We start from the raw sequence: 15833 nt of genomic DNA, 5'->3' as shown, positions 1-15833 counted from the left end.
CACCGACGATGCCCTTCTCGCCCGCGACGAGCCGCTCGGCGATGTCGGTGACGACGTCGACCTGCTTCTCGTGGTTCTTGCTGCTGTTGCCGTGGCTCGCGTCGATCACGACGCGCTCGGGCAGACCAGGCCGCGTTCCACCCGCACATCCCGTGGACGCCACCGCCGGGATGGGTGGACGAGCCGGCCAGGTACACACCCTCGACCGGCGTGCGGGGACCACCGAAGCCGGGCAACGGCCGGAACACGAGCTGCTGATGGATCTGGGCGGTGCCGCCGTTGACCGCCCCCCCGACGAGGTTCGCGTTGGCGGCCTCGAGGTCGCGCGGGCGTTGCACGCTGCGGTGCACGACCGAGCTCAGCACCCCCGGCGCGTGCGCCTCGAGTTCGGCGTCGACGCGCCGGGCGAGTTCCTCCGCGGAGGCGTCGTCGGCGACACCGCGCGGCAGATGCGTGTACGCCCAGGCGCTTTCCGTTCCCTCCGGGGAGCGGGCAGGATCTGTGGTGGTCATCTGGCCGAAGATGAGGAACGGATGCTCCGGGACGCGGCCGGTCGCGAGGTCGGCCGACCAGTGCACGAGACCGTCGGCGTCGGCGCCGAGGTGGACGGTCCCGGCCGTCGCGAGCGCCGGCGAGCGCCACGGAATCGGCCGGTCGAACGCGTAGTTCACCTTCACGACGGGCGTGTCCCACTCGAAGCGCCGCAGGTCGTCGCGGACCGCGGCGGGCACGGCGTCCGCGGGCAGGAGCGAACCGAACAGTGCCGGCGCGGACACGTCGGCCAGTACCGCGCGCCGTACCCGGAACCGCTCCCCCTGCTCGGTGCGGACCTCGGTCGCCACACCGCCGCCGACCTCGATGCCGGTGACCTTCCGGCCGCACAGGATCCGGGCCCCGCTGCGTTCGCCGCGCCGCGCCAGGGCCGCCGCGAGCTCCCCGGCGCCGCCCTCGGGCACCGGATAGCCGACGTCCTGGGCGAGCATGGTCAGGACGTATCCCATGATTCCGCTGCCCGCCGAGTCCACGGGGGTGTCGGCGTGCATGGCGTTGCCGAGCAGCAGCAGCCGCGCGTGCTCACCGCCGAACAGTTCCTGGGCCATCCGGCGGGCGGGCAGCGCCAGCATCCGCATGAAGCGCAGTGCGTCCGCGGTGCCGAGCCGGCGGATCAGCCCCGCCGGGCCGCGCACCGGTGGAAACGGCTCGAACAGGGTGCTCAGGAAGGGCTCACGGATGCCCTTCCACTGCTCGGCCAGGCGGATCCAGGTGGTCCCGTCGCCGGGGTGGCGCCGTTCGAGTTCCGCCGCGGTCTCGGTGACGTCCGGGTAGACCACCGCGGCGTCCTCGTCGTCCGGCCCGGCGGCGTGCCCGTACACCCTCGGCGCCCGCCGCAGCCGCAGCCCGTGTGACGCGAGGTCGAGCGCGCGGAACGCCGGGGACGCCGCCGCGAGGGGGTAGAAGGCGCTGAACAGGTCCATACGGAAGCCCGGATGCAGTTCCGCCGTGCGGACGGCGCCGCCGATCTCGTGCTGCTCCTCGAGCACCAGAACGTCCCAGCCGGCGTCGGCGAGCACGGCCGCCGCGGTCAGGCCGTTCTGGCCGGCGCCGACGACGACGGCGTCGACGGTCTCGGTGCTCACTCTCCGACGCCCTTCGGCTCCGTGGCGTGTTCGGCCATGAGCATGAGCCGGCGCAGGCACTCGACGTTGCGCGGCAGCACCAGCCGGGCCTGGATCGCACCGGGTACGAACTGAGCCGGGCCGGCGGCGGCCTTCTCGGCCATCTCGATCCGGCACCCCCCGGGCCGCTCGTGCAGGCGCATGGTGATCTCGGCCTGCCCGGCCGGCCACGCCCGCGCACGCAGCTTCAGCTCCCTGCCGGGGATCGATTCCACCACCTCGGTATGGTCGTTCAGCAGGGCGGGCCACACCCCCACCGAGTGGTGGATGCGGCTGCCCACCGCCGGCCACGCGTCGTCCACGGCCCGGATGCGGGAGGCGCCCACCACCCAGCCCGCGTACGACCAGCCGTCGGCGAGGACATCCCACACCTGTTGCGGCGTCGCCGTGGTGTCGCGCTGCGCTGTTTCGCTCATCCCGAAACCCTCTCTCGTCGCTCCGCCGCGAGTGGTCACGGCGGCACGCGGCGCCCGACGGTCCCGCGGCCGAGCAGGACGCTCATCGTCTCGAGCGGCCCGCGACTGCGCAGGACCGGGCTGTCGGTGCCGGCCTCGGCCTGCATACCCGCAATGGCCTCGCGCCACACCTGGGGGCCCGGAACGGTCGGTGCCCAGTCCAGGTCTCGGCGGGCCCGGTCGCAGTCGAGCATCGGGGTGTTGTAGGCCAGGTCGATCCATCCGCCGGCGATCGGTTGCAGGTGGACCTGCCAGGTCGCCTCGACGACGGCCCGCAGCACCTGCCGCGGTACGGGGATCGCACGGGCCCCGAACGCCCCGGCGATGTCGCCCGCACGCAGCGGTTCGGGGGTCGCGAGGTTGAACACGCCCGGCACCCGCCGCTCCAGGGCGGCATCGAGCGCGGCGGCCACGTCGTCGGCGTGCACGGCGGGGATCGCAGTTCCGGGGTCCACGGGCAGCAACGGCAGGTGACGGAGCACGACGTCGGGCACGTATCCCGGCACCGCGTAGCGGCGCAGCGCGCTGCCGCCCGCGTACTGGCCGATGAAGCCCGGCCGGAAACGGGTGACGATCGGCGCCGCGGCCGCGCCCGCAATCCGCTCGTCGAGCAGCCGCTCCGCCGCGACCTTGTCGACGCTGTACGCGCACGATTCGATGCCGGTCGCGGGCCACGACTCGTCGACCGCCCGGCCGTAGGCCCCGGCCGCGTACACCGCGGCGGAGGACATGTGCACCAGGTGTCCGACGCCGGCGGCGAGGGTCGCCCCGATCACGGCGGCGGTGCCGTCCACTCCGGTCCGGCGCAGATAGTCCCGCCGGTGCGAGGGCTGGAAACCCCAGGCCAGGTGCACGACGGCGTCGGCCCCTTCGAGGAGGGGGCGCAGCCCGGTCTCGGCGCCGGGTGCGGCGAGGTCGACGCTGTGCCAGGTCACGCCGTCGTCGGGGTCGGTGGGCGGTGGCACGCGCCGGGCGACGGCCACGATCTCCGGCGGCTCCGATCGCCGGGCGAGGCGCCGCAGCAGGGCGGTGCCGACGTTGCCGCTGGCGCCGGTGATCACGATGCGCTGTCTCATGATCGCAGGAGATACCCCGCCGATCTGCGTCGTACACCCGTCGTGGCAGGTTTCACCCGGTCGGGGCGGGGTATGCCCGTGGGCATGACGGACTCGCAGATGAAGATCCTGTATTCCGGGACGGAGTCGGCGACGTGGCTGGACGGTCCCGCCGAGGTGCTGCGGAAGCAGGTCGGGCGGCTGGCGGACAGCCCGATCGGGGCCGTGCTGCACGGCGCTCCCGTGGGCCACCCGCTGCACCCGGCGCTGGTGGCCGTCCCCATCGGGGCGTGGACCGCGGCCGGCGTCTTCGACGCCCTGCGGCAACCCGAGACCGCGCGGCGGCTGATCGGGCTCGGTCTGTTGGCGACGCCGCCGACGGTTCTGGCCGGCTGGGTCGACTGGGTGCACACCGACACCGTGCAGCGCCGGGTGGGGTTGATCCACGCGGCCGTCAACGGCGCCGGAGCAGCCCTCATGGCCCTGTCCTACCGCCAGCGCCGCCGCAGTTCCGGTCCCGGCGCGGTGACGCTGAGCGCCGCCGGCGCGGTGACGCGTAGCGCCGCCGGCGCGGTGACGCTGAGCGCCGCCGGCACCGTACTGATTGGGCTGGGCGGCCTGCTGGGCGGGCACCTCGCGTACTCGCTCGGCGCCAATGTGCGCCCGCCCGAGGTGCCGAACGCCCCCGTCTACGATCCCGTCCTCGCCGACTCCCCCGGCGATACGGCCTGAGCGAGGCCGCACCGCAACGCGAACCGCGCGTCCGCCACCGCGGGCGCCGTCTCCTCCCCATTTCGAAGGACATGCATGAACCCCGTTCCCCGAGACGGCAACGACGACAGCGCGCCCTCCGCCTTCGTCTTCGCACCCACTCCCCTGCTCACCGTCACCATCGAGTCGTCGCCGTCGGATGTCCCGGAACTGCACGTCCACGCCGGCGGGCAGGGCTTCTGGATCGCCCGCATGGCGGTCACACTCGGCCTGAAGGTGCGGCTGTGCGGCACCTTCGGCGGCGAGACCGGCCCCGTCGTCAGCGATCTCATCGCACGGGAAGGCGTATCGGTGCGATCGGTGTTCACCGCCGGCCAGAACGGCTCGTACGTGCACGACCGCCGCGGGGGTGAGCGTGAGGAGATCGTGGAGGTTCCGCCGCCGACGCTCAACCGGCACGAGGCCGACGACCTGTTCGGCGCGGCGCTGGCCGAGGGCCTCGAGGCGGACGTGGCGCTGCTCGGTGGCCCGCATTCCGACCGGGCGGTGCCGCACGACGTCTACACCCGACTGGCGGCCGACCTGACCGCCCTGGGTGTTCCCGTCGTCGCCGACCTGTCCGGCCCCACCATGACCGCGGCGCTCGAGGGCGGTCTCGCCGTGCTCAAGGTCAGTCACGAGGATCTCCTCGAGGACGGCCGGGCCAAGTCCGACGACGTCGACGACCTCACCGCGGCCATGAAGGAACTCGTCTCGCAGGGCGCCCGCAACGTGGTGCTGTCTCGCGCCGGCGACCCCGCCCTCGCCCTCGTCGACGGCGAGCTGTGGGAAGTCGTCGCGCCGCCGCTGAACATCGCCGACCACCGCGGCGCCGGCGACTCCATGACCGCCGGGATGGGTGCCGCGCTGGCCGCCGGAGCCACGATGGTCGAAGCCCTGCAGCTCGGTGCCGCGGCGGGCGCCGTCAACGTCACGCGGCACGGGTTGGCCACGGGGCAGCGAGAGCTCGTCGACAAGGTCGCCGAGAGCGTCGAGGTCCGGCCGTTCGCGAAGGGGAAGAGCGGGAGGTAGGAACGTGAGAGCGCTGATCGTCAACGACGACGGGGTGGACAGCCACGGCATCTCGGTGCTCGCCCGGGTGGCGGTGGACGCCGGTCTCGACGTGGTGGTGGCCGCCCCCCATGCCGAGCGCAGCGGCGCCAGCGCGTCGCTCAGCGCACTCGAGGAGGACGGCCGGCTCGTCGTCGCGCCGCGGGCGTTCCCGGACCTGCCGGACACGACGGTGCTCGCCGTCGAGGCGTCGCCGGCCTTGATCGCCTTCGTCTCGATGTACGGGGCGTTCGGCCCCAAACCCGACATCGTCCTGTCGGGAATCAACCACGGCCCCAACACCGGCCACGCGATCCTGCACTCCGGCACGGTCGGCGCGGCGCTCACCGGAGCCAACCACGGCAGCCTGGCCCTGGCGGTCTCGCTGTCCGGTTCGGTCCACGAGCACTGGGAGGGTGCCGAGGTCGTCGCCCGGCACGCCCTGCAGTGGGTGCTGACGCAGGGCACGCCCGGCACGGTACTCAACGTCAACGTGCCCGACATCCCGCTGAGCGAACTGCGCGGCCTGCGCACGGCACCGCTCGCGGCGTTCGGCGCCGTGCAGGCCGACATCGGCGAAACCGACCAGGACCCGGACGACGGGGAGCGCCAGTACGTCACCGTGACCTTCAGCGACATCCGGGCCGACGAGGCCGAGGACACCGACGCGGGCCTGCTCGCCCAGGGCTGGGCGACCGCGACGGCGTTGCGCTCCCCCTTCGAAGCCGCCGACGTCGACACCGCGGATCTGCCGCGTACCGCGGCCGACCTGGTGTGACGCCGGCGGCACCGGTCAGGGCTCGAGCTGGATCTTGATCGCGCCCTCCTGCTTGCGCTGGAAGATCTCGTACGCGTGCGGGGCGTCCGACAGCGGCAACCGGTGCGTGGCGAAGGTGTCCACTCCGAGCGGATCGTCGTCGGTGAGCAGCGGCATGATCTGCGGCACCCAGTGGTTGACGTTCGCCTGACCCATCCGCAGCCGGATCTGCTTGTCGAACAGGGTCATCATCGGCATCGGGTCGGTCATGCCGCCGTACACGCCGCTGAGCGAGAGGGTGCCGCCCCGGCGCACCACGTCGATCGCGGTGTAGAGGGCGTGCAGCCGGTCGATACCGACGTGGGTCATCAGCGGCGCGGACAACGCGGACGGCAGCAGCCCCGTCGCGGTCTGCAGGGCGGTGGCGACGGGTGACCCGTGCGCTTCCATGCCGACCGCGTCGATCACCGAGTCGGTGCCGCGGCCGCCGGTGCGGTCGCGGATCATCTCGCCCAGCGAGTTCCCGGCCTCCTTCAGGTCGATGGTCTCGATGCCGCGGGTGGCGGCGCGCGCGAGCCGCTCGGGCACCATGTCGACACCGATCACCCGGTGGCCGCGGTGCACGGCGATCCGTCCGGCCATCTCGCCGATGGGCCCGAGGCCGAGCACCGTCACCGAACCCCCGTCGGGCACATGCGCGTACTCCACGGCCTGCCAGGCGGTGGGCAGCACGTCGGACAGGTAGACGAACCGCGAGTCCGGCGGCCCCTCCGGAACCGGAATGTGGGTCGAATCCGCATGCGGCACACGCAGATACTGCGCCTGGCCACCGGGCACGCTCCCGTACAGCTTCGAATACCCGAACAGCGCCGCGCCGGTGCCCTGCTCGGCGACCTGGGTGGTCTCGCACTGGGAGAACAGGCCGTCCCCGCACATGAAACAACTGCCGCACGAGATCTGGAACGGAATGACCACGCGGTCGCCGGGTTTGATCGAGGTGACCTCGGAACCGACCTCCTCCACGATCCCCATGGGCTCGTGGCCGAGGATGTCCCCCGGCGACATGAACGGTCCGAGCACTTCGTACAGGTGCAGATCCGAACCGCAGATGTTGGTGGTGGTGACGCGGATGATCGCATCGGTGGGCTGCTCGATCCTCGGGTCGGGGACCGTATCGACACTCACCTTCCGCTTGCCCTGCCATGTCACTGCTTTCATCGCCGATCCTCCCGCCCGGTGGTCCGGGCACCTCTCGTCGTGGACTGCGCGGCGCACTGCCGGTCCGGCACCATGACGCACTGCCGGCTCTGCACGGCCTACCCCGCACGACGGGGCGCAAACCTCGACCGGCACGGCGCAGGACCGGTGACCGGCGCGGGTTTCCCGGGCGCGGCACGGGGCATCCCTCACAGGTGACCTCACTGTGGCTCTCCCGCCCCGACACCGCCCGCACCGACGACACGCCGTGGCCCGAGGGCCCGGCCCGCTTCGACACCGTGCTGGTCGGCGCGGGCCTCACCGGCACGGCCACCGCCCTCCTGCTCGCGCGCGCCGGACACCGCGTGGCCGTCCTCGAGGCCCGCACGGTCGGCGCCGTCACCACCGGCAACACCACCGGCAAGATCAGCCTGCTGCAGGGCAGCACCCTGTCCAGCATCGCCCGGGGCCATTCCCGCGACGTCCTGCGAAACTACGTGGCCGGCAACCTCGAGGCGCAACGGTGGGTGGTGCAGCTGTGCCGGGAGCGGGGCCTGCCGATCGAATCCGCGGCCGCCTTCACCTACAGCACCGGCGAGGAGGGCGTGGCCACGGTGCGCGCCGAGCACGAGGCCTGCCGCGCGGCCGGTCTCGACGCCCGCATGACGACGGAGACGGAACTGCCGTACCCCGTGGCCGCGGCGGTGACGCTGCCGGATCAGGCGCAGATCGATCCGATGCCGTTGCTGCACGAACTGGCCCGCGAACTGCGGGAGCGCGGCGGCGCCCTGTTCACCGGCTGCCGGGTCCGGAAGGTCCGCTCGGACCGGAACGGATGCGTCGCGGTCACCGATCACGGCGAGGTGCGGGCCGGGCACATCGTGCTGGCGACGGGGACGCCGATCCTCGACCGCGGCGGGTTCTTCGCCCGGCTCGAGCCCCAGCGGTCGTACGCGGCCGCGTTCGAGGTACCGGGCGACATTCCGAGCGGGATGTATCTGTCGGTGGATTCGCCGACGCGGTCGTTGCGCACGGCCTACGGGGGGCGGTACTTCCTCGTCGGCGGCAACGGCCACACCGTCGGGCGGGCACACGACCATCAGGGCGCCGCGGACGATCTCGTGGCGTGGACGGGCCGTCACTTCCCGGGTGCGAAGACCGTGGCGCGCTGGTCGGCGCAGGACTATGCGACGCTCGATCACCTGCCGTACGTGGGCCCGCTGCTGCCCGGCAACGATCGGCTGCTCGTGGGCACCGGCTACGGCAAGTGGGGCATGACGAACGCGGTGGCGGCGGCGCGGTTGCTGTCGGCCCGCATTCTCGGCGGGACGGCTCCGGAATGGGCGTCGGCGTTCCAGGCCTGGAGTCCCACACAGCTTTTCGATCTTCCGGCAGCAACCCGGCTCAATGCCGCGGTCGCGGTGGAGATGACGCGCGGATGGGTGCGGGCCGAGTTGTCCGGCGACGGCGCGTCCCCGCCGGAGGGCCGCGGCACGGTACGCCGGGAGAAGCTCCGCCCGGTCGGGGTGTGCACCGTCGACGGCACCACGCACCGGGTGTCCGCAGTGTGTCCCCACCTCGGTGGCGTGCTGCGATGGAACGACGCGGAAGCCTCCTGGGACTGCCCGCTGCACGGCTCCCGCTTCGCCGCGGACGGGCGCCTGCTCGAAGGCCCCGCCACCCGGGATCTGGCACCGGAGTGACGTTTCCCGGTCGCCGGCCTCGGGTACGCGATCGGGGAACCTTCCCACGACGAAAGGACGACTTCGCGATGAGCGCTTCAGGGAACGGCCGGCTGGCGGGACGCACGGTCGCCGTCCTCGCCACGAACGGCGTCGAGGAGGTCGAGCTGGTGGAGCCGCGCCGGGCAGTCGAGGAGGCGGGCGGCACGGTGCGCCTGCTGTCGCTCGAACCCGGCGAGATCCAGGCCATGAAGTCCGACGTGCACGCGGCCGGCCGGCACCCGGTCGACCAGGTGGTGTCGGAGGCGTCGGTGTCGGACTTCGACGCGCTGATCCTGCCCGGCGGTACCACGAACCCCGATCATCTGCGCCAGGATCCCGCCGCCGTGGCGTTCGTGCGGGACTTCGTCGAGTCGGACCGGCCCGTCGGGGTGATCTGTCACGGCCCCTGGACACTGGTCGAGGCCGACGTGGTCCGGGGTCGGACGCTGACGTCCTACCCCAGCGTCCGCACGGACATCCGCAACGCGGGCGGGAACGTGGTCGACGAGGAAGTGGTCGTCGACGGGAACCTGGTGTCGAGCCGCAATCCGAAGGATCTGCCCGCCTTCTGCGCCACCCTCGTCGAAGTGTTCGCGAACGCCGAGCAACACGCCGGCTAGATGATCACCTCACCTCACGCGATCCCGCAGCGGTAGGGCCCGTCACCGGAGGCATAATCGTTGCATGAGGGAACCGATCGGGGACGCCGGCGACACGCCGGTGGACGACGCCTTCGAACGGGTCTTCGCGAGCGGGAAGCCGCAGCGGGTCGGGAGTTTCCGCTACCTGATCGACGACGACAGGTGGGAATGGTCGGACGACGTGGCGCGGATGCACGGGTACGCCCCGGGGACCGTACGGCCGACCACCGACCTGCTGCTCAAGCACAAGCATCCCGAGGACAGGGCCCACGTCGCGGCCATGCTGGGCGCCCTGCAGCGCAACGGCGAGCCGTTCAGCAGCCGGCATCGCATCATCGACACGCACGGGACGGTCCGGCCCGTCGTCGTGATCGGCGACCGCCTGCTCGACGAGCGAGGACGGGTGATCGGCACGGCCGGTTTCTACCTGGACCTGTCCGACGCGTACGACGACGAGGTCCGGCACAGCGTCGACGAGGCGGTCTCGGCGCTCGCGCACCACCGTGCGGTCATCGAACAGGCCAAGGGCATGCTCATGGCGGTCTACGGGATTCCGGCGGACCGCGCCTTCGAGATCCTCGCCTGGCGGTCCCAGGAGTCGAACGTCAAGCTCCGCACGCTCGCCGAGCAACTCGTCCGGGACGTCACCACCGGACTCGACGCACCGGCAACGCTTCGCACCGCCTTCGACCATCTGCTCATGACCGCGCACGAGCGGATCCCGTCGCCGCGGCAGCCCACGGGTCCGGTCACGGACTCGGCTGCGGAAGCTCGCACTCCACCTTCGGATTGACTCCGGCGTAGTTGAGGGGCCCCGCGATCACCGTCACCGCGACGGTGGCGAAGTCGGCGCAGCTCTGCTCGGCTTCCGTGAAGTACCCCCGCTGCCCGGCGGCGATCGCACCGATCACCAGCCACACCAGCACAACGAACGTCAGGATACGCATCGCTCCTCCTCCGGGGCGAAGACCCGGGAGCCGAACGGCCCCCGGGTCGTGGACGAACGACGGGCGCGACCGCCTGCGCGGCCGGTCACCGATTCACTGCTGATGCGGATTCACTGCTGATGCGAGCGCTGGCGCGCCTCGTCGACCTCGGCGTCGGCGCGTGCCTTCTCCGCCTCGGCTTCCTTCTTCGCGGCCTCGCGCTGGCTGTCGGCCTTGTCCTGCTGGGCCCGTCCCTCGCGGGTGAGTTCGTCGCTGCCGACGACGGCGCCGGTCGCCTCCTTGGCCTTTCCCTTGACGTCTTCGACGACGCCCTTGACGCCTTCGCTCGGACCGCTCGTGTTCTCTGCCATGCGACTCTCCCTCAGTCGGCGTTCCTCACTTGCGAACCATGGGTACCCCGCCGGCACCCCGGCAAATCGTGCAGGACTGCGCCACCTACATCAGAATCCCCACGATCACCACGAGAAAGAGGACGACGATCAGCACGATCGCACCGATCGTCAGAATCCCCGTGGGCGGGAATCGGTTCCGCGTCCGCGGCTCGGGGGCCGACAGACCGGAGGTCGAGCCCGAGTCGGGTGGTGTCGAGCCCGGTGCCACACCCCCGCCGGGTTCGAGATCGGGGGTGCGGGCAGGCTCGGGATCGGTGCCGGGATGCGCGTGTGGGTCAGGGACGTTCCGCGGATCGGGGGTGTTCATCGCCCACTCCTTTCTCTCGGCGGCCTGCAGCCCCGGGGAACTCGCCGAGGGGCGCGGCCGGAGCATGGGGCCCACCGCCGATCGAGTTCCCGGCGTAGTCTTCGGCCAAACCGCCGCACCGCCCAGGTTGAAGCGGGCAGTACGGGGTATGCGCCGGTCATGACCGAACCACTCGAGCCCGCCCAGCGCGCCGGCCAGCCGGAGAGCACCCGCTCGATCGTCCAGCTCGGCGCACTGTCGGCAGGCACGCTCTTCCTGGTCGTCGGGATCGCCGGCTTCGTCCCCGGGGTGACGGGCAACTACGACGAACTGGCCTTCGGCCACGAGTCCGGCGCCCTGCTCCTGGGCGTGTTCGCCGTGTCCGTCCTGCACAACGTGGTGCATCTGGTCTTCGGTCTGGCGGGCGTGGTCGCGGCGCGGCGCGCCGATCTGGCGCGCTGGTACCTGATCGTCGGCGGCCTGATCTACCTCGCACTGTTCCTGTACGGGCTGATCGTCCGGCCGGAGGGCAGCGCCAACGTCCTGCCGGTCAACGATGCGGACAACTGGCTGCACCTCGGCGTGGCGGTGACCATGCTCGGCCTCGGCCTGGCGGCACCGCGGATCCGGCCGGCGACGACGGTGTGAGCCGTTTGACGTGACCGAGGGTGGGGCACCCGATCCGGAGGACAGATATCGGAGAGGAGGACCGTGATGACCACGTGCGACACCTGTGGCAACGACTACGACAAGACCTTCACCGTCACCCGCGGCGACGTCTCGGGCACGTTCGACAGTTTCGAGTGTGCCGCACAGGCAATGGCCCCGCAGTGCGCCCACTGCGGTTGCCGCATTCTCGGGCACGGGGTCGAGGCCGACGGCACCATGTATTGCTGCGCGCACTGCGCCCGGCAATCGGGTCAGGCTGCGCTCACCGACCGCGCCGACCGGGCGTAGGGAGGTGCTGTGACGCAGGATGTGGAGAAGCGATGGCGGGACCCGCGCACCGCCCGCGCGGCGGTGCGGTACGCGGCCGTGATCGTCGCCGCCGCCCTGCTGCTGATGGCGGCGGTCGTGATCTGGGCCGCCGCGAGCGGTGACCGATGCGCCGACGAGGAATTTCTCGTGTGCACCGACCCTGCGCGGCTCGTCCTGGCCATCGGCCCCACGGCGATCCTGCTCCTCGGTGCCGTCGGTGCATTCGTGCAGACCTACCGGGTGTGGCGCTCGGGCGGGACGTGGCCGATCTGGCACGGCACGGGCTGGGGGCTGATGGTTCTCACCCTGGTGTACGGGTCGATCTCGTCCGGCGTCCTCGTCGGGGGCTGAGCCGCTCAGACGACGGTCGGACGGGGTTTCGAGGGCGACCCGCCCTGGGGTTTCGGGGCGACCCGCCCGGGGGTTTCGGGGCGACCCGCCCGGGGGTTTCGGGGCGACCCGCCCGGGGGTTTCGGGGCGACCCGCCCGGGCTATCCCTGCGTCCCGGGGCGCGGTGCCCCGCGCACCCCGATGGAGGAACGATGATCCGATCCAGCCCGTATCCCAGGGTGCAGCGCACCCGGATCCAGGGTTACGCCTTCGCGATCGGCATCGTGTTCCTCCTCATCGGGGTGCTCGGATTCGTGCCCGGACTGACCAGCGGGTACGGCTCGATGGCCCTCGCGGGGCAGGAGTCGAATGCGCATCTGCTGGGCCTGTTCCGGGTCTCGATCGCCCACAACGTGCTGCACCTCGCCTACGGGGCGGCGGGGATCCTCGCCGCCCGAGGGATCCGCGCGTCGCGGATCTACCTGATCGCGGGCGGCGCCGGGTACCTCGCGTTGTCGGCCTTCGGCATGGTCCTCGGCCACGACAGCCACGCCAACGTGGTGCCGGTCAACGCGGCCGACAACTGGCTGCACCTGGTGCTGGGTGTGCTGCTGCTCGTCCTGGCGGTCGATCCCCGCGGCAACCGCCCCCCGAAGCTGCCGAAGCCGGTGTGACCCGCGCCCCGACGGGAGGGCTCGCTTCGGGAGAGCCGGATCAGGCCGGAACCCGCAGGGCGTGGATCGCACTCTCGAGCGAGGCGTGCGCGTGGACGGGGTCGCCGAGCACCCGCAACAGCCGGTGTACCGGTCGTCCGCCCACGAGGGCCCACCGGGAACTTCGGCGCCGGGCCAAGGTGTCGAGCTCGTCGAACACGGTCAGGCCCGCCGACCCGAAGAACTCCACGTCGGAAAGATCGAGCACCAGGCGCGACGACGGGTGCATCTGGTCGCCGGCGTAGCTGCGCAACGCCGGGGCGTTGCGCATGTCGAGCTCGCCCGCCACGGCGACCCGGACGAGTCCGGAACTGATTCTCTCGGTGGAGAAGTCGGCACCGGCGGACGTACAGAACGAGTGCGGCGCGCGATCCGCTCGGGTGACCCACAGCGATGTGACTTTACGCTGAGAAACGACAGTCATGAGCTTCCCATCCTGGAAGAGGATGGAAGCGTCGACAGAGCGGGGACCGCACCGACACCGGCACCGGTCACCGCGAATGTGCGGCGCCTCCGCGTCAGGCTGTGTTCTCAACCTCACTCATACCCTACGGCAGCCCCTGCGGCACCGCAAAGGACCACTCGACGTGGTGCGATGCAGTCCGGACGGCGCGCGTTCCGCATGATTGAGAACCCCGCGCCGCGGGTAGTCTCGCCAGGAACACCCGCTCGCCCGGGCCCCCCATCTGCCGCAACGGAGAAACGACACACATGGCGAACACGGCATCGATCGACTCGGCCCTCGAACGCACCCACCCCGTAGTGGAGTTGCGGGTACGGGCGGAACCAGGCCAGCTCCCCGTCCTGCGCGCGGTCGCTGCCGCCATCGCCATCCAGCAGGGCTTCGATCTCGACGCGGTGGCCGACGTCAAACTCGCGATCGACGAGGCGGGCACCCGGCTCATCACCCGGGCACCGGAAGGTGCGACGTTGTCGTGCCGGTTCCAGGCGATGCCGCCCGCACTGCGGATCAGCGCGTCTGCCCTCACGGTCGACGGCGGACTGACCGCGGACTCGCGGACCTTCGGCTGGCACGTGCTCAACGCGCTCGCCGACTCCGTCGACGTGAAGGTGGACGAGACCGACGAGGGATCCGTCACCACCATCGACGTGTCCCTGACCGACAGCAGCGCTGTGCTGTGACGGGGACCGGCGCCCAACGGCGCAGCGGCCGAGCCGCCGACGAATACGCCGACGTCATCCCACTCTTCGAGAAGATGGTGACGCTCGACGAGGCCGATCCCGCACGCGGAACCATGCGGGACAACCTGGTCGAACGGTGCCTGCCCCTCGCGGAACACATCGCCCGCCGATTCGACGGCCGCGGCGAGGCATTCGACGATCTCCTGCAGGTCGCCCGGCTCGGCCTGGTCAACGCCGTGGACCGGTTCGACCCCGAGCGCGGCTCGGACTTCGTGTCCTTCGCGGTTCCGACCATCATGGGCGAGGTGCGCCGCCACTTCCGCGACGCCGGTTGGGCGGTGCGCGTGCCGCGCCGGATGAAGGAGATGCACCTGGCGCTGAGCAAGGCGACCGGGGAACTTTCGCAGCGCCTCGGCCGCGCCCCCACGGCGGTCGAACTCGCCGCGGAACTGGGCCTCGATCCGGAAGAGGTCGCAGAGGGCCTCGTCGCCGGCAACGCATACCAGGCGGTCTCGGTCGACCGGCCTGCCCCGGCCGGGGACGACGGCGTCACCCTCGCGGACACTCTCGGCGACTACGACGCCGCGCTCGCGCACGTGGAGAACCACGAGGCACTGCGCCCGTTGCTGGCTGCGCTGCCGGAACGTGAGCGCACGGTCGTGCTGCTGCGGTTCTTCGGGAACATGACCCAGACCCAGATCGCCGAACGTGTCGGCGTGTCCCAGATGCACGTGTCCCGGCTGCTGACGAAAACCCTCGCCCAGCTGCGCGAACAACTGGGCGAGGGCTTCTAGGACCCGCAGGGCCCGGGCGTCGTCATTCCTTCCCGGGCCAGGTGCCGGTGACGCGGCGGAAGCCCACCGCGCTCGCGCGGTTCGCCGCCGCGCTCACCGCACCGAAGATCGCCCCCTGCACGGCGGCGGAGACCAGCACCTCCCGCCACCCGAAGCGGCTGTCCATGGCCTCCGGCGGATCGTCCTGGCCGGCGCCGAGCGCCCACACCTTCCTGAACACCATGCCGGCGGCAACGCCCGCCAGGGAACTCACCGCGAGGCTCACGGGCCGGTACAACGCCTTCTTCACATTTCCTCCACGTCTCGAGATACGTGGCGGGAGTACCCGGCCGCCGCGGTCTCACACCTGCCCGCCCGGCTCAGATGGTGGCGGCGTCGATCACGAACCGATAGCGCACGTCGCTCACGACGACGCGGTCGTACGCCTCGTTGATCCGGTCGGCCGAGACGACCTCGATCTCCGCGCCGATGCCGTGCTCGGCGCAGAAGTCGAGCATCTCCTGCGTCTGCGGGATGCCGCCGACCATGGAACCGGCGAGGCTGCGCCGGTTCTGCGCGAGCGAGAACGCCCGGACCGTGAGAGGGTGTTCGGGCAGGCCCAGCTCGACGAGGGTGCCGTTGCGGGCGAGCAGCGACAGGTAGGCATCCAGGTCGAGGTTCACCGAAACGGTGTTGACGATCAGGTCGAACGTGCCCCGCAGATCCTCGAAGGTCTGCGGATCGGTCGTTACGCGGTAGTCGACGGCACCGAAGCGCAGCCCGTCCTCCCGCTTGGCCGGCGAGTGCCCCAGCACGGTCACCTCGGCACCCATCGCCGCGGCGATCTTCACGCCGACGTGGCCGAGCCCGCCCATCCCGATCACGGCGACCTTCCTGCCCGGTCCGGCGCCCCAGTGCCGGAGCGGGGAGAACAGGGTGATGCCCGCGCAGAGCAACGGCGCCGCG

Annotated in this window: 22 protein-coding genes; 12 read left to right on the top strand and 10 right to left on the bottom strand. The window is 71.6% G+C overall.

Going from position 1 to position 15833, the window contains the following annotated elements; genetic code table 11:
• The 3 genes from AIIKEEIJ_RS04200 to AIIKEEIJ_RS04190 form a co-directional block, all read right to left on the bottom strand.
• The coding region (locus AIIKEEIJ_RS04200; protein ID WP_338020902.1) for a phytoene desaturase family protein at positions 1 to 1637 on the bottom strand (1637 nt) is incomplete at its 3' end.
• Positions 1634 to 2092 carry an SRPBCC family protein gene (locus tag AIIKEEIJ_RS04195; protein WP_006946482.1) on the bottom strand — a complete coding sequence of 153 codons (459 nt, stop codon included), beginning with the start codon at positions 2090 to 2092 and terminating at the stop codon, positions 1634 to 1636. The genes AIIKEEIJ_RS04200 and AIIKEEIJ_RS04195, both read right to left, overlap by 4 nt.
• Positions 2093 to 2127: 35 nt before the next feature.
• Complete coding sequence (locus AIIKEEIJ_RS04190; protein ID WP_161995006.1) at positions 2128 to 3207, bottom strand: NAD-dependent epimerase/dehydratase family protein; 1080 nt, start codon at positions 3205 to 3207, stop codon at positions 2128 to 2130.
• 72 nt (positions 3208 to 3279) lie between these two features.
• Between AIIKEEIJ_RS04190 and AIIKEEIJ_RS04185 the strand changes: the two genes are divergently transcribed.
• The 3 genes from AIIKEEIJ_RS04185 to surE all read left to right on the top strand — a co-directional run bounded on the left by AIIKEEIJ_RS04185 (position 3280) and on the right by surE (position 5764).
• On the top strand, positions 3280 to 3918 hold the full coding sequence (locus AIIKEEIJ_RS04185) for a DUF2231 domain-containing protein (RefSeq protein WP_161995005.1): 639 nt from the start codon (positions 3280 to 3282) through the stop codon (positions 3916 to 3918).
• Positions 3919 to 3993: 75 nt separating this feature from the next.
• The gene (locus tag AIIKEEIJ_RS04180; RefSeq protein ID WP_161995004.1) at positions 3994 to 4968 is read left to right on the top strand and encodes a PfkB family carbohydrate kinase; all 975 of its coding nucleotides are present in this window, start codon (positions 3994 to 3996) and stop codon (positions 4966 to 4968) included.
• A gap of 4 nt (positions 4969 to 4972) precedes the next feature.
• Positions 4973 to 5764 (top strand): 5'/3'-nucleotidase SurE, encoded by a 792-nt coding sequence (gene surE, locus AIIKEEIJ_RS04175; protein ID WP_006946475.1) that lies wholly within the window; start codon positions 4973 to 4975, stop codon positions 5762 to 5764.
• A gap of 15 nt (positions 5765 to 5779) precedes the next feature.
• On the opposite strand, the gene AIIKEEIJ_RS04170 is transcribed toward surE, so the two are convergent.
• On the bottom strand, positions 5780 to 6961 hold the full coding sequence (locus tag AIIKEEIJ_RS04170; protein WP_161995003.1) for an alcohol dehydrogenase catalytic domain-containing protein: 1182 nt from the start codon (positions 6959 to 6961) through the stop codon (positions 5780 to 5782).
• 194 nt (positions 6962 to 7155) lie between these two features.
• Between AIIKEEIJ_RS04170 and AIIKEEIJ_RS04165 the strand changes: the two genes are divergently transcribed.
• From AIIKEEIJ_RS04165 to AIIKEEIJ_RS04155, 3 genes are all read left to right on the top strand, one after another.
• Positions 7156 to 8643 carry an FAD-dependent oxidoreductase gene (locus tag AIIKEEIJ_RS04165; protein WP_161995002.1) on the top strand — a complete coding sequence of 496 codons (1488 nt, stop codon included), beginning with the start codon at positions 7156 to 7158 and terminating at the stop codon, positions 8641 to 8643.
• A gap of 68 nt (positions 8644 to 8711) precedes the next feature.
• Positions 8712 to 9284 carry a DJ-1/PfpI/YhbO family deglycase/protease gene (locus AIIKEEIJ_RS04160; RefSeq protein ID WP_161995001.1) on the top strand — a complete coding sequence of 191 codons (573 nt, stop codon included), beginning with the start codon at positions 8712 to 8714 and terminating at the stop codon, positions 9282 to 9284.
• Between the two features lie 64 nt (positions 9285 to 9348).
• Entirely contained in the window at positions 9349 to 10098 is a 750-nt protein-coding gene (locus AIIKEEIJ_RS04155; protein ID WP_161995000.1) for an ANTAR domain-containing protein, read from the top strand.
• Here the strand turns inward: AIIKEEIJ_RS04155 and AIIKEEIJ_RS04150 are convergent.
• From AIIKEEIJ_RS04150 to AIIKEEIJ_RS04140, 3 genes are all read right to left on the bottom strand, one after another.
• Entirely contained in the window at positions 10055 to 10252 is a 198-nt protein-coding gene (locus AIIKEEIJ_RS04150) for a hypothetical protein (protein ID WP_029545235.1), read from the bottom strand. The two genes, AIIKEEIJ_RS04155 and AIIKEEIJ_RS04150, sit on opposite strands and share 44 nt — an antisense overlap.
• 110 nt (positions 10253 to 10362) lie before the next feature.
• Positions 10363 to 10602: a microaggregate-binding protein 1 gene (mbp1, locus tag AIIKEEIJ_RS04145; RefSeq protein WP_006946464.1), complete on the bottom strand. Its 240-nt coding sequence runs from the start codon at positions 10600 to 10602 to the stop codon at positions 10363 to 10365.
• An 85-nt stretch (positions 10603 to 10687) separates the two neighbouring features.
• A complete protein-coding gene (locus AIIKEEIJ_RS04140) occupies positions 10688 to 10951 on the bottom strand; it encodes a DUF6480 family protein (protein WP_065923414.1) in 264 nt (87 codons plus the stop codon).
• A 159-nt stretch (positions 10952 to 11110) separates the two neighbouring features.
• Between AIIKEEIJ_RS04140 and AIIKEEIJ_RS04135 the strand changes: the two genes are divergently transcribed.
• The 4 genes from AIIKEEIJ_RS04135 to AIIKEEIJ_RS04120 all read left to right on the top strand — a co-directional run bounded on the left by AIIKEEIJ_RS04135 (position 11111) and on the right by AIIKEEIJ_RS04120 (position 12912).
• Entirely contained in the window at positions 11111 to 11578 is a 468-nt protein-coding gene (locus tag AIIKEEIJ_RS04135; RefSeq protein WP_161994999.1) for a DUF4383 domain-containing protein, read from the top strand.
• Positions 11579 to 11644: 66 nt separating this feature from the next.
• Positions 11645 to 11887 (top strand): hypothetical protein, encoded by a 243-nt coding sequence (locus AIIKEEIJ_RS04130; protein WP_029545239.1) that lies wholly within the window; start codon positions 11645 to 11647, stop codon positions 11885 to 11887.
• A 9-nt stretch (positions 11888 to 11896) separates the two neighbouring features.
• Positions 11897 to 12259, top strand: a complete 363-nt coding sequence (locus AIIKEEIJ_RS04125) for a hypothetical protein (RefSeq protein WP_338020901.1) — start codon at positions 11897 to 11899, stop codon at positions 12257 to 12259.
• A 191-nt stretch (positions 12260 to 12450) separates the two neighbouring features.
• Complete coding sequence (locus tag AIIKEEIJ_RS04120; protein ID WP_072635801.1) at positions 12451 to 12912, top strand: DUF4383 domain-containing protein; 462 nt, start codon at positions 12451 to 12453, stop codon at positions 12910 to 12912.
• Between the two features lie 40 nt (positions 12913 to 12952).
• Here AIIKEEIJ_RS04120 and AIIKEEIJ_RS04115 read toward each other — a convergent pair whose 3' ends face one another.
• A complete protein-coding gene (locus AIIKEEIJ_RS04115; protein ID WP_161994998.1) occupies positions 12953 to 13375 on the bottom strand; it encodes an STAS domain-containing protein in 423 nt (140 codons plus the stop codon).
• A gap of 287 nt (positions 13376 to 13662) precedes the next feature.
• Between AIIKEEIJ_RS04115 and AIIKEEIJ_RS04110 the strand changes: the two genes are divergently transcribed.
• Complete coding sequence (locus tag AIIKEEIJ_RS04110; RefSeq protein ID WP_003937469.1) at positions 13663 to 14094, top strand: ATP-binding protein; 432 nt, start codon at positions 13663 to 13665, stop codon at positions 14092 to 14094.
• Positions 14091 to 14888 (top strand): SigB/SigF/SigG family RNA polymerase sigma factor, encoded by a 798-nt coding sequence (locus tag AIIKEEIJ_RS04105; RefSeq protein WP_161994997.1) that lies wholly within the window; start codon positions 14091 to 14093, stop codon positions 14886 to 14888. The genes AIIKEEIJ_RS04110 and AIIKEEIJ_RS04105 overlap by 4 nt, the downstream gene beginning before the upstream one ends.
• A gap of 22 nt (positions 14889 to 14910) precedes the next feature.
• Here AIIKEEIJ_RS04105 and AIIKEEIJ_RS04100 read toward each other — a convergent pair whose 3' ends face one another.
• On the bottom strand, positions 14911 to 15177 hold the full coding sequence (locus AIIKEEIJ_RS04100; RefSeq protein WP_161994996.1) for a DUF4235 domain-containing protein: 267 nt from the start codon (positions 15175 to 15177) through the stop codon (positions 14911 to 14913).
• 70 nt (positions 15178 to 15247) lie between these two features.
• The coding region (locus tag AIIKEEIJ_RS04095) for a zinc-binding dehydrogenase (protein WP_161994995.1) at positions 15248 to 15833 on the bottom strand (586 nt) is incomplete at its 5' end.

This window comes from Rhodococcus sp. YH1 (assembly GCF_009939605.1).
Taxonomy (GTDB): domain Bacteria; phylum Actinomycetota; class Actinomycetes; order Mycobacteriales; family Mycobacteriaceae; genus Rhodococcus; species Rhodococcus aetherivorans.
This window is presented reverse-complemented; position numbering and strand designations above follow the sequence as displayed.